This window comes from Actinophytocola sp., assembly GCF_049647105.1.
Taxonomy (GTDB): Bacteria; Actinomycetota; Actinomycetes; order Mycobacteriales; family Pseudonocardiaceae; genus Actinophytocola.
The window spans coordinates 1-12,654 of the sequence record NZ_JBARWZ010000244.1 but is presented as its reverse complement, the minus strand read 5'-3'; the positions used below and the strand labels follow the sequence as shown (position 1 = coordinate 12,654).

The window sequence follows — 12,654 nt, the reverse complement described above, 5'->3', positions numbered from 1 at the left end:
CCCGCGCCCACGCTCCGGGCGGCCCTCGCCCACTGTCGGCACTCACGTCCTGTCCCGGCCGGTCGCAGATCGACCGCCGACCGTTCACCTCAACAACTCAGGGGCGAACATGACCAACAGCCCGGATCCGCTCCTACCCAGTGACCGGAACGGTTGTTGGGCTGGCCTACTACGGCGACTGGTTCTGGGTTTCGTGCAAGCGCCGAGCGACTGACGGCAACGTGTGGGGCTACGGCGCCGTGGGCAGCCGCTGCGGGTGGATCCGCGACGACCTGTGGGACGACATCTACTCCACCGCGCCCGCCGCCCCGCTGCCCCGCCCGATCCCGTGGTGCTGACTCGCTCCGCCAGCACCACTGCGAGGTGCCCCGCAGCGCAGCGCCCTCAGCCGCTGCGGGGCACTCCCCTCGGCTCTAACCCGCTGCTCTACCCATGGCCCGGAGGACTCTCATGCTCGACAAGCCGATACTCATCACCCCGCACGACAAGCTCATCGAAATCTCCCGAGTTGACCAGCCACTCGCGACGCTCGTCGACGGCACGGCCGGTGCGACTGCTGGGTCCCCCGTCAGCGCCGGTCTCGTCTCCATGCGACCTGGCGCGGTCGCAGCCCCACACTGTCATCCCGACACCTGGGTGTATGTGCTCGTGTGGTCCGCCGGTCCGCTCGGCGCGATCACCCTCTACGGGCCGAAGTTCGAAGGGTTGGTTCACCAGCAGCCGGGCCAGCTTCTGCTCATCCCTCCGGGTGTGCCCCACGCTGCCGCGAACCCCTCGCCCAGCCAGAACATCACGGCGTTCGAGTTCCGCGCGAACCCATCGATCCACGCGGACAACGTCGTCCGCGAGGACCTGCGGGACTACTTGGACCGCCAAATGCCTGTCTTGTTCGACATTCCCGCGATCAAGTCGAGCCGATGAGGGAAGGGTCGGCCAGCGAGAAGAAGCCGCGCGTGACCAGCGCACCCACGCACACATTTCCAACTGAGTACCTGAGCGGCCTTGCTCTCGGGCAGGTATCGGTCTCGTTCGGCCCTCCCGAACCGGACCCGGTCGAGCCAACGGCTGACGCAGGGACACGCTGGGGGCCGCCCATGTGGCGGGCTCCCTTCAGTGACCACGAGGACGCTGACATCGCGCGTTGGTCGATCTGACACAGACCAATCACTCTCCTCGATTCGCCATCGCCATATCTGATACTCGTCAAGGGGGCCTACCGTGCTCGACCACAGCACCGGGGATGAGAAGAATCTTGCTGATCGCCGCGATCAGCTCGCTCGACTTCTGCGGCTGGACACACAGTTCAGCGAGATCATCGCGACTTGGGCGGGCTTCGGTATGCAAGGAGAGCAGACCGCCCCCGCACGGTCTGTACAGGTGGAAGAAGATCAGGCGCCGCTCCTCGGCGTTCCGGTGGCCACATCGGTGGTACGCCGGGATGTGCACCTGGTGTCCAGAGTGGCTGGCCCGGAGTTCCTCGCCGCGGCGGTGACCGAGTTCGTGTACGAGCCGAGGCTAGGGCTGCGTCTTGACCAACGGCGCGCCGTCCGGGCAGGATCGGCCCCCCTCGAGCACGTCGTGAACCAGCTGCGCCGCAATGTTTGCTATATCACCACACCAGCCACACAACAGGGACCGGATGACGTAGCCCTGCGCGCAACGACCCTATTGCTCAGGGCAGGCACACCGGTCGCCGTCGTTACCGAGGTCGTGTACTGGCGGCTCATCACCCACCGGATGGACCATGCCGCGTCGACTACTGCCGTTTCGCGGCCACCGCACAGCCGGAGCGCGTGGTGACCGGCGATCGTGTCGGCCTCCTCGGCGCCGAGACTCAGCCGGTTGACACGGGTGCCGCATCCAACGATGTCTCAGTTCGCGACCCCGAGATGGGGTCGCTCCAGCGGTGGCGGGACGACCGCCACCGGGGCCGTCACGCTGGCCGGTCACCGCATGGCCTGTGCGTGTCGATCCCCGAATCCGGATGGCGTGACACCAGGCCAGTGCCTGGGCGCGCTGTCCACGTCCGCCCTCGGCCTGGCCAGGAGGTGACGGCCGGACACTACTGCGCGCGACCCGGCATCACAGCGGGACGCCATCACGCTGCGATCTCGACCAGCCCGCATGACCCCAGAGGGTGGACGGCGCTCGAGGGAGCTGCCGCCGCCGGTCTTCGCAGCCACGACGATGGCGATCCGCGCGACAGGTGCCGTGACGCTATCCAGTGGTGCGCCTGCTGCCTGCCAGGCCGAGGGCACCCAATGTGGCTCTCGTACGGGAGAAGGTGACCACGTGACCGTCGGCCACGACGACCCCGACGACCATCCCGAGTTCGACATACGTGAGCTGGAACGATACTTGGCAGGCGAAACCGAGACCGGTCGAGCAGCGGACACCCCACGCATTCGAAAGCGGGACCAAGCGCGGCGGACGCGGCGGGTACGCAAACTTGCCAGTGACGTGGCCGAGGCCCGTGAGATCGTCGCGCTTCAGGACTCCACAGAGCTGGTAACGGCCTACAGCAGTCGCGTGCTGCGCACCCTCCGCCAAGGAGCCGAAGCCGAAAAGCTCGTCCGACTGCGCCAACAGCCAGCCTTTATCGCACTAGCGACAGTGCGTGCCCGTCGAATCGTGACGACGACCGGCCTCATCGCGCTGACGATCGCGTTGGGATGGTCCACTGCCGGCGTCCAAGGATTCGCTGCGGGCGAAGCACTGGCGTTCAGCCCGCCCTGGTGGCTCGCTTGGGGCGTCGAGCCGTTCGTCTCCCTTGCGCTGCTGACAATCGTCATCGCACGGGCGTTCCTCGCGTCCCGTGGCCAGTGGATCACGGCCCCGGCGGTCCGGCGCGCCGAACTGCTCTTTCTTGGCGCGACGCTCGTGATGAACGTGTGGCGCTACCTTCCCGGCGTCGCAGACGACTTTCGGGTCGACCAGCTCGTCGTGCACATGCTCGGGCCGATCGTCGCGGTCTGCGTCGTCACGGTCCTACCCGTTCTGTGGGTAGCGATCGACCACGTACCTGACTCGTCCGACCAGGCTTTCGCCAACGGCAGCGATCCGGGAGATAGATCCACTGGCTCAGAAGACGAGCTCCCGCAAGCAGTCGACGAACGCGTGGCATCCGCCTTGCTGCGGGCACAGGAACTCATCCAAGTGGGCAAACTCCCGCCCACACCGTCAGCCAACGCGGTCCACAAAGCACTCGGCGGCGCGATGGACACTGCCCGCGCTGTGCGAGACATCCTCCGCCGCGGCCCGTAACCATCGGCGAACCAGTCCTGAACGTTAACACCTCAGTCGATGAGATCGGAATCCCTATGAGAGACAAGGCATTCCACGTCGATGACCAACATGATCGGGAGCACTAATTAGGAGGTGTGCCTGTCGATGCGGCCTTCACTCGTCGCCTTCGGACATCTACCGACCTGGTCGACCAGCCCCGGCGCTCAGTGGTCGATCACCGCCGCAGCGTTGGCTGCACTCTTGGTAGGCTGCTCGCCTTCCCAAGACCGATCCGCACTGCCGACATCATCTACGGCGATGCAGACCTCGCTGGCGCCAGCCAGCTCGACATTAGTCGCACCCACCGCTCCTAGCAGGAGCTCCTCACCTACTGCCCCGTCCGCATCAGAGGATCCAGGCACCGGGACTGCAGTCCGCTGGTTCGTCGCGTATCACTCGATACGGTGGACGGACGCTAGTCCTGCCGACTGGATCGACCGTGTGCGCCCCTTTGTCACGGCAAGCCTGCACAGCAGCGATGTGGCTCTCGAAGGTGGCGGTCGCGGAGCCGATTGGACCGACTTCGTCGCGAACCGCTGTAGCACTTCGGCGTCCGAGGTGGGCGCCGTGATCCCCGCGGAGGCGCCCAACACGGATTCCCTCGTGTATGTGCACGTTGTCGGCAGGTTGCGCACCACCTGCGATCATCAAACACCCATGTTCGGGACGACGGACGCGGCCGCGACGCTCGCCGTCATCCGGACTCCACATGGCTGGCGGGTGATCGAGAGGATCTACTGACAGTCTCCGCGTGGTGGCGACTGCATGGTTCATTCAAGAAAGTCACTCACTACTCGTCGCACGACCTGGTCCGTTCTCATCGTGATGTAGATGGCAATCAGCCACTCTGCCTCGTCACCGATGTCATCGAAGACGCGTCGCGTTGGTCGATCCGGAAGGGAGGTTGCCGGGCGGCGTCCACACCGAAAGTTCTCCATCGCGAGAGCAATATCGCACGCCGGGATCCGAGTGGCTGGACGATTCCCGGCACTCTCACCGGCTTCGACCTCCGCGCGGACGACTTGCTCTTCCACTACCGGTTCAACATGTCCCATCAGTCGCAGCAGGACGTCTCGAATGTCGATGATTTGCCGGTACAGCACCAGCTCGGGATCGGTGTCACCTTTCACGCCGAACGCGGCCGCGGCGGGAACCAGATTGGTCATCATCGTCCACAGCGGCTCTAGGTTCCGAACGGTGCGCCGTGTCTTCCACAGCGCGAGGCGGCGGCGAAACCATGGTGTCCAAAGCGGAAGGGTCACTCCGATCGCAATCAAAACGACCGCTGCGGAGCAGAGGGTGCGTGAAACACCCAACGCGTCTGCGGTGAGGCGACTGCCGATGTGTTGCATGACAACAACGAAAGCGTTCCAGGCCAGCCACAGCACACCCACGACGCCAGCCAGTGTGACAGTCACCATGCCGTAATGCATCAATGGTCGAACATCGAGGCGAAGCAGGTACCTCCGCATCACGATGACGAAGTTCGTGATGCACGCGGCCATGTAGCACCAGCAGAGCACCTGGCCTAGAGCCACGTCGTTGGCGTGGAACATCGCAGTGAGTAGGTCAGGGTCGAGTGCCGCGTCCGTACGGAGCAGCAAGGGCGTCATGAGGCCGACGGCCAGAACACCGATGACAGCGCACCATCGCACCTGAACCGTGGCGTTGACTTGATCCGCATCTGCTGTGGTCCGCACGATCATCGCCTTCACACTGAAGGCCGCGGCCATCGCAGTGGTGTTTGCCAGCCACCGCGCTAGATACGGCAGGTCGGTCGCTGATGCGATCGTCGTCTGAGCCAGGGGCACGTCGAGCAGCAGCGAGATGCTCAAGCCACCTAAGACGATCAGCAGGTATCGCTGACCTGGAGTCATGCTGTAGCGGCGCGCCTGCCAGTAACGAGCGGCGGCCGCCGCGACGGCGGTGGTGGCCGCTACGAGGGCCGCGATCTCAGTCACCGGCGGTCTCCGGCACTGGTGAGAACACTGCGCCTAACGCGATAACGTCGGCGGCTTGTGGTGGTTGCGTCTGGTTGCGTGTCTGCTGCTCGCGCCAGATGCGTCTGGAAGCGCTTGTCGCGAACAGTTCCGCAGCGCGCTCCACGGCTGTGTCGGTCGGCGACTGTCCGAGTGTCGCTATTGCCATCGCGTGATGGCGTAGCACGAGATGACCGATCTCGTGCAGGACGATGTGGAGTTGATGGAGATAGCTCGTGTTGGTCGGGTAGCACACATAGTCGACCTCCTTCGTTCGAACCAACCATCCACACGGAACGGTTCCCCCCAGCTGTTCCCCGATTAGCTTGACTGGCTTACCCTCGCGCTCACTCAGCGCGCGAGCAAGCCCGCCCATGGTGAACGGTTGAGGAATCGGCAGTTGTTGCACGGCGGCGTCGATCTCGGCCACCTCCTGGTCGTGCACGTACACGTCACCCCCACGAATAGTGATCTTCGTTTAGGGACCCGATGTCCGCGCCGAGGGAGGATGAGGCGGCGTGGTTGGTGTCCACTTATTGTCCACTGTCCCAACCGGACCAACCTGGCGCCAGTACCCCGAGGGGGTGTGGCCTGCGGCGGAAACAGCGAACGCGACACCGGTTGCGCCGCGGGCAGGGAGCAGACGCAGGTGGCGGCTGATATCTGCCGATCGATGGTCGTCGAAGCGTCCGGCGTAGACCCCAGTGGCGGATTTGATGCCACAGACTCAACTTTGGTTCACACTCACGATGGGTACGCGCAAGGATGCGAGCCGCAACAGTCCACTTTGTGTCAAGCAAATTCCAGCCTAGACGCTTGTCGCGAGGTTGCGCATCGACAAAGACGACGCAACAAGCACCGCGCGGACGACTCCCCCGCGGTGCTACGACGTCTCCTGCTGCTAATTAGTTCTGTTGAGCCCGTCAGGGCGTTCACCCGTTATGCATGCGCCTTCTGCGTCGGATGCGGGGGTCGGGAACGCCGAGACGACACCGGCGGACCCACACACGTCAGCCCAGAGATGATCTGTTGCTCTGCGGCCGAACGTTCGTGGATCACTGAGGAAGGTCAGAGCGGCGGTCTGCAACTGCCTCATGAAGGCCTGCTCGGCACCAGGCTGTTCCACGTCTGGTCTGTAGCTCGGCAACCACGAGTGTTGTTCTTGGAGCTGACGAAACCAAGGCGGCACCTGGGCACCGACAGGGACGTCGTCTCCCACATCCGCCTCGACGTGTTCATCGTCGACTGGATCGTCCAGCGATTCGACCAGAGCAACCTCGGGAACGCCGATGTCGGCGAGAACCTGGACGAGCAGATGAGCGCTACCTCCGGGACCGTACTCGAGCGCAAGTGTCGTTACAGGCCCGAAGTTCTCTGCCTCTGCCTCGGCCCACGTCCTCGCTGCGACGGCGTCAACGAACACGAGCGGCTCCACACCGTCTACGACAGGCAAGGTCTCCATAGCCGCGACGTTCCGCTTCGCGAGATGCAGGCTTGCCGATCGTGCAGTTGCCACGTACCAGGCGACCAGTCTTTGAGTTGCCACGACTCGCTGTGACCTGCCGATCGTTCGATCCGCATGCTCACGCAGGTAGTCGCGAACTAAGGGCTGAATCCGGACCATGTCGTCGGGGCCGAGGTCAGCCAGGTGAACCGCGGCCGCCTTGAAGATCACACGCCGAGTCCGGGCCCGGCTTGTGCCAGTCACCGCAGCGATTGCGCCGAGGTGGACGGCTTCCCTGCCGAGCAGAGCGGCGAGACGCAACACTTGCGCCGCGTCATCAGGCAATCGCTGATACGACCAGGCGATGGTGCGACGAAGATCGACCAGATCAGACACGTCGAGCCACGATGTTCCGCCGGTACGGAAGTCGTCGACGAAGTCGGAGATCGATCGATGGCTATCAATCGCGATCTGCTCCGCCGCTGCGCGCAGCGCAAGCGGCAGTCTGCCGCACATTTCGGCGACAGACGCGAGGGCGCCAGGCTCGGCGTCCGCGCGAGGGCCAATGCCCCTGCGCATGATGGTGAAAGCGTCAGAGTCGGAGAGAGGCCCTGCCGTCACCCTGGTCGCTCCGACCCGGGCAACGAGACTTGTAAGCGTCTGCCGACTGGTGACGATCACGCAGCAGCCGTCGGTTCCCGGCAGGAGGCGCTCGACTGTCTCGGTGTCGGGCACGTTGTCCAGAACGATCAGCAGTCGACGGCCGGCCACGACTGATCGGTAATGCGCTACCCGTTTGTCGCTTCTGGTCGGGATGCAGCGGGAGCCGAGCGCGGACAGAAAGCTATCCAGAACGTCGTCGACGCTCACAGCGTCTTCTGGCTCACCGAAGCCACCGAGGTCGGCATAGAGCTGGCCGTCTTCGTACCGGGGGCTCACCTCGTGGGCCCACTGTAAGGCGAGAGCTGTCTTGCCGCCGCCAGCAGGGCCGTCCATCGCTATCACCACCGGCCGCCCACCGGCGCGAGACGAGCGGTGGAAGGCAGCGTGATTGAGCGCCTCGAGCTCGGCTCCCCTACCGACCAGCCGTGCACCGGTCGGCGGCAGCTGAGCTGGTCGTAGGAACGTGTCGGCCTTCTGCTCGTGATGCGCCTTCCAGGCTGCAACAAGAGCGCCGTCCGTTTTCAGCACCTCGTCGCACTTCTGTGCCATCTCGAAGGTGAGGGACGCCGTCCCGTGTTCGATCTTCCACAGCACACTGTGTTCGCAGTGCACACGCTCCGCCAAGCGGCGATACGTGTGTTTGCGCAGCGTGCGCCACTCCCGCAGGTCGTCCCCCAAACCGCCGACTCGGCCTGACATCCGTCCCCGGCTCACGACGGACCCCCGGCAACTAACCGGCGAAGGCATTCAGTGAGGGCCAGCCGTCCAGCGCGCGGGACCAACCTGTCTAGGCGGCAATCTTCACCACGTTGCGCCATGGCGCGTACGGAGGGTGATCGGCCAGGCATGCCTGCCCAATCGTGACGATTCATTACCACAGTTCCCCCGGACCCCGATCGATACGATTTCGACACGGTACCTTCGGCCGACCACTGGTGACCAGCAATTACTCCGACACGTAGCGTTGCGCCGCAGTGATACGGACTCCTCTCCCCTCATCGTGGGCCACAGTTTCCCTTGTGTCTTGCGGCATCACGGGGGCGCGGTCAGGCCTCGATTGCGAGCCACCAGAGCCGCAAGGCTCATGTTGACCCATCTCATGTTCACACCAATGGCCTAACGGAACAAGCAACCTGACTCCGCTACGTAGTCACGTCGCGGATGTGTTCGCCGACACTCACCGGTGAGGATCAGGCACAATGTGACACAACTGCCACATTTCAACTGCCGCATGGCGCATGCAGACGGTAGGATGTGATGCATCCACCCCGTTTACCGGGAGCGCAGGAAGGAGTTGCCGTGGATGCCGCCGAACGCCTTCTGGCCAGCCTGACGCTGCCTCACCAGCGGCACCGCACGTTACGTCTCGAACCTTTGCCGCTCGCTACCGCTCTCTCAAGCGCATCGATCGAGAGCACTATCCGATACACCGTCGGCTCGATCGACGAATCCGGGAAGGTCCCCGCCGCCCAGGTGCTGGAGAGTTTGGGGTGGCAGGGGGGTGATCGTCTTAGCGTAACGGTGCAACGAGGAGTGGTGGTGCTCCAACATGACCCCGATGGACTTGTTGCCGTCACGAAGCGAAGGGCGCTGGTCATTCCCGCAGCGGCCCGGCGTGCCTGTGGGATCCGGAAGGCGGACGCTGTTCTGATCGCGGCCGTAGTCGGCTTCAATACCGCGGTGGTGCATCCCCAGGCGATCATCGACAGGATGATGGCGCTCTACCACCACAGCGACGACGATGTCTGACACCCCGTCTATCTCCGAGGACGATTTTGCCCGCGTCGTGCTCGAGAGACTCGGTATCGACTCGCCACTCGATCTCGGCGTACGTCGACCACGAGGTCCGATCCCGACGTTCGGCGCTTACGTTCCCGTTGTGGAATCTGCCGTCAGCACGGCAACCCGGAAGACTTACTCACCATACTGGGCGACGATCTTGCAGCACTGGGCGGAGCTGCCACTGACGCAACCCTCACCCTCCGAGATCAAACATCTCGCTGGGCGCGTTCGAGCCAATGCTGTTATTCGCCGCAACAGCCGTGAAGGCCGTGGGGCGGCCGAACTCTTCATCGCAGCACTTCGCTGCATCTACAAGCACGCCATCGACGACGAGCTGATCTCTGAACATCAAAACCCAGCAAGTAGGGTTCGGAAGCCACAACGGTTACCCAGTGGACGTTTTGCGTTGTCTGCGGAGAAGCTCCGTCAGATCAACGATGTCGGTGCCCGGACGGGCAACGATCCACTGCTGGATGCCCTCTTGCTTCGTTTCCACGAGGAGACCGCAGGCCGCCGAGGTGGCGCTCTCGCGCTCCGCAGTGGACACGACATCGATCCCGAACAGTGCCTCGTACGACTCCGGGAGAAGGGAGGAACTGCGCGGTGGCAACCGGTATCACAGACACTGATGACTGCACTTCTCGATCATGCAGAAGACCGCGGCGCTCAACCAGGCGAACCTCTTCTTCGTTACAGGAACGGCAATACCCTCACTCGTCGCCGCTACGACTACTTATGGGACAGGATCGGACGCCACTTGCCCTGGGTTGCTTCTCTTCAGGTGACGACACATTGGCTGCGCCACACCACCCTCACCTGGGTAGAACGCAACTTTGGCTACGCGGTTGCCCGCGCCTATGCCGGTCACTTCGATCGCAGCGGTGAAGTCGGCACCACGGCGACGTACGTTAAGGCCGGTCTGCACGAGGTAGTGACTGCACTGGCAGCACTCACGGGAGAACCGCATCCCCTTGCACAACAGGAGGTTACGCAAGCGCACCGGCCTCACCAGGTTAACATCGATCGATAACCTGGTAATATTCGTTCATGGTAAATCTCTCGGATTTTGGGAGATATTCCCAAAATCGGCGCATTCCCCTCGGACACCGATTCATGGGAAAATTTCCCAGCAGCAGCCGGTATCTCTGGCATCACCTCTGCACTCTTCACCCGAGCCCTCCCCGCGCCAATGGCCGGGGGTCGGCGTGACTGGGCGCAAGATCGTCCGCTGATCCCGCCCCGCCTGACCCGCGGCACTGGCCGTCAGCCTCTCGCCTCCCGCAACGCCCAGCTCGATGTCGTCGACCTCCTCTCTTGACCTCGCGCCGGGTCACTGGTCTACGGCATGGCCAAAGTCGACGAGCGCGGCGCGGTGTCCAACCGGGCCACCGTCGACGCGCTGGGCTGGTTGACAGGTGATCATCTTCATGTCGCGTTGATCGGCGAGTCGGTCGTGGCCCACCGGACGCCAGCCGCTGCGGGAGCGGCTGCACGCCCACCTCATGCTGGCGCTATACCGTCAAAGGCGGCAGGCGGACGCCCTCACGGCGTTCGCCAAGTTACGCCGGTTGATTCACGTGATGTGCATGGTGGCCAGTTGCTCGATGTGATCGCGGACGTCGGCGATGAGCTCGCCTACCAGCTCTCGTCGCAGGAGCTCCTAACATCCGTAACCTCCCAGCGTCGGTAGTTGATCACGCAACCAGGGATAGCGCCTAACGTCAGCATTCGATTAATTAATGGGAGGCTTCCGAACCAAAGTTGGGTCAAATTAGTCCGCAGCGGCCCAGGTCTTGATGGTGTCGAGAATGTTACGAAGGTCGTCGGATAATGGGTTGGCGGTGGTTGAACGTCCCCTCGGGTTCGGTAGAGACTCGTTATTGAGGTCAAGCGACCAGACTGGCCGGGTCGCCTATAGCTCGTACAGAGTCTTGCACTCGGTTGGTGGCCGGTGGCGGCAGGCAGAGAACTGGGCGAAAATCTACGGGCGTGGTACACCCGATCAGGTTCGTTGGGGAGATGTACAGGGTGGACTAACCAGAACGGAGGTTGCGATGGCTCGGTACAGGCATGGCGAGGTCAGCAAGTGGGTGATGGTTCGCCACTCAGGGGTGATGCGGCTTGCTCGGGTGGCCGTTCAGCGTCGTATCGATGTGGTATTGGCCCGAGGTCGGGGGACCACGATGGCGGAGTTGGCCCGGAAGTCTTCGTCGGAGGGGGTGAGGACGACCGTATCGGCGGCGGAGAGCGATGGGGCGACGTGGTCGATGTCGGTCGCACCTGGCGACTCACCCGATGTTCGGAACCTCGATGATGGCGGTTGGCACAGGACGAGCACGCAGGCGTGACCGAAAATGATTCCGCCAAGAAGAATGTCGAGGCTTCCCTCGACGTTTTTCTAGATCAGAATGCTGATTCCTTGGCGAGGTACATCCGCAGTCGGGTTCGTGGTGACGTCAGTGCGGTTGAAGATCTGTTCCAGGAAACGATCCTGCACTTGGTGGCTTATCACGGGGCGCGCGGGTTGCCAGATGGTGATGAGGCGGTCCGGTTGTTGTTCACGATGGCCTATAGGCGGGTGGTGGACTGGTATGACCGCGCCGGCAAGATCGATCTCTATCCGCCGGACGCCGAACTTCTCGCCGACGCAACTTTGGAGATCGAACCGTCCACTGCGTTCGATGTGGAAATTGTCCGGCAAGTCGACATCGAACGCGGGCTGCGCAGGCTCACCCCGCCACAGCGTCGAGCGTTGGTGCTAGTTTATATCGACGGCATGGACTACCGCACCGCCGCGACGATAATGGGGCTGACTGTCAACGGCCTGAAAACTCATTTGCGCAGCGCGAAGGCGCGTGCTCGACAAGTGAACGAACTGACCAATTATGGGAATCGGCCAGCGCCGAAGGAGGCGCATAAATGTCCCGGAAGGACAATAGCCCGAATGTTATCGACATGTTGGCAAGATATCGCGACCAGCATAATGCTGTCCCCGCGCGACGTGCGCAACGCGTCGACTTGACACGTATCCGCACAATCCTTGCAGATGTTACCTCTGAGCAAATTGACGAAATAGTCGCGGACGCCGAAACAATCCGTTCCGGGCTGGAAATGTTCGACCTCGCGCAGGAATACCTCGCCGCAGGAGCATTTGATCATGCCCGACAGTTACTTGGTTTCGCCGCCAAGTATGACATCGAGGGAGCGGATGCTTTGCTTGCCGATGTCGCGGCCATCCAGGTATCGACGGGCAATCCAGCTCATATCGTGAACTCGAGCGGATCTTCTGGTTCTTCCGTTACACGAGATGTGTGGGACGACCAGGAGATGTGCGCCGCGCTGGAGGCGCGGGAGGTCAGCACGGTCTACAAGCTGCTGCGACGCAAAGGCGTGTCCCAACGCCAGATCGCCGCGATGACCGGTCAGTCACAGTCCGAGGTGTCGGAGATCCTCAAAGGTCGTCAGGTCATGGCCTACGACGTCCTGGTCCGGATCGCCGAC

13 protein-coding genes are annotated in these 12,654 nt (G+C 63.1%); 10 read left to right on the top strand and 3 right to left on the bottom strand.

What is annotated here, in order from left to right; genetic code table 11:
• Positions 1 to 140: 140 nt before the first annotated feature.
• The 5 genes from WBA97_RS28850 to WBA97_RS28830 all read left to right on the top strand — a co-directional run bounded on the left by WBA97_RS28850 (position 141) and on the right by WBA97_RS28830 (position 4,026).
• Positions 141 to 338 (top strand): hypothetical protein, encoded by a 198-nt coding sequence (locus WBA97_RS28850; RefSeq protein WP_424234099.1) that lies wholly within the window; start codon positions 141 to 143, stop codon positions 336 to 338.
• Between the two features lie 112 nt (positions 339 to 450).
• Positions 451 to 921, top strand: coding sequence for a cupin domain-containing protein (locus tag WBA97_RS28845; RefSeq protein ID WP_424234098.1), 471 nt, complete (start codon positions 451 to 453; stop codon positions 919 to 921).
• A gap of 297 nt (positions 922 to 1,218) precedes the next feature.
• On the top strand, positions 1,219 to 1,800 hold the full coding sequence (locus WBA97_RS28840; RefSeq protein WP_424234097.1) for a hypothetical protein: 582 nt from the start codon (positions 1,219 to 1,221) through the stop codon (positions 1,798 to 1,800).
• A 492-nt stretch (positions 1,801 to 2,292) separates the two neighbouring features.
• Positions 2,293 to 3,264 (top strand): hypothetical protein, encoded by a 972-nt coding sequence (locus WBA97_RS28835; protein ID WP_424234096.1) that lies wholly within the window; start codon positions 2,293 to 2,295, stop codon positions 3,262 to 3,264.
• Positions 3,265 to 3,852: 588 nt separating this feature from the next.
• The gene (locus tag WBA97_RS28830) at positions 3,853 to 4,026 is read left to right on the top strand and encodes a hypothetical protein (protein WP_424234095.1); all 174 of its coding nucleotides are present in this window, start codon (positions 3,853 to 3,855) and stop codon (positions 4,024 to 4,026) included.
• Between the two features lie 29 nt (positions 4,027 to 4,055).
• Here the strand turns inward: WBA97_RS28830 and WBA97_RS28825 are convergent, their stop codons facing one another.
• The 3 genes from WBA97_RS28825 to WBA97_RS28815 form a co-directional block, all read right to left on the bottom strand.
• Positions 4,056 to 5,246, bottom strand: coding sequence for an MAB_1171c family putative transporter (locus WBA97_RS28825; protein ID WP_424234094.1), 1,191 nt, complete (start codon positions 5,244 to 5,246; stop codon positions 4,056 to 4,058).
• Positions 5,239 to 5,715, bottom strand: a complete 477-nt coding sequence (locus tag WBA97_RS28820) for an ImmA/IrrE family metallo-endopeptidase (RefSeq protein ID WP_424234093.1) — start codon at positions 5,713 to 5,715, stop codon at positions 5,239 to 5,241. Before WBA97_RS28820 ends, WBA97_RS28825 begins: the two co-directional genes overlap by 8 nt.
• A 450-nt stretch (positions 5,716 to 6,165) precedes the next feature.
• A complete protein-coding gene (locus WBA97_RS28815) occupies positions 6,166 to 8,049 on the bottom strand; it encodes an NB-ARC domain-containing protein (protein WP_424234092.1) in 1,884 nt (627 codons plus the stop codon).
• 621 nt (positions 8,050 to 8,670) lie between these two features.
• Here WBA97_RS28815 and WBA97_RS28810 point away from each other — a divergent pair.
• The 5 genes from WBA97_RS28810 to WBA97_RS28790 form a co-directional block, all read left to right on the top strand.
• Positions 8,671 to 9,120 carry a hypothetical protein gene (locus WBA97_RS28810; protein ID WP_424234091.1) on the top strand — a complete coding sequence of 150 codons (450 nt, stop codon included), beginning with the start codon at positions 8,671 to 8,673 and terminating at the stop codon, positions 9,118 to 9,120.
• A complete protein-coding gene (locus tag WBA97_RS28805; RefSeq protein ID WP_424234090.1) occupies positions 9,113 to 10,183 on the top strand; it encodes a tyrosine-type recombinase/integrase in 1,071 nt (356 codons plus the stop codon). Before WBA97_RS28810 ends, WBA97_RS28805 begins: the two co-directional genes overlap by 8 nt.
• 445 nt (positions 10,184 to 10,628) lie before the next feature.
• A complete protein-coding gene (locus WBA97_RS28800) occupies positions 10,629 to 10,763 on the top strand; it encodes a BTAD domain-containing putative transcriptional regulator (RefSeq protein WP_424234100.1) in 135 nt (44 codons plus the stop codon).
• Positions 10,764 to 11,473: 710 nt separating this feature from the next.
• Entirely contained in the window at positions 11,474 to 12,175 is a 702-nt protein-coding gene (locus tag WBA97_RS28795; protein WP_424234089.1) for an RNA polymerase sigma factor, read from the top strand.
• On the top strand, positions 12,172 to 12,654 hold a 483-nt coding region (locus WBA97_RS28790; protein ID WP_424234088.1), incomplete at its 3' end, for a helix-turn-helix domain-containing protein. The genes WBA97_RS28795 and WBA97_RS28790, both read left to right, overlap by 4 nt.

Excerpts from the sequence above, each read along its gene's own strand:
- WBA97_RS28845 (WP_424234098.1), top strand. The coding sequence starts at position 451 with ATGCTCGACAAGCCGATACTCATCACCCCGCACGACAAGCTCATCGAA.
- WBA97_RS28805 (WP_424234090.1), top strand. The coding sequence starts at position 9,113 with ATGTCTGACACCCCGTCTATCTCCGAGGACGATTTTGCCCGCGTCGTG.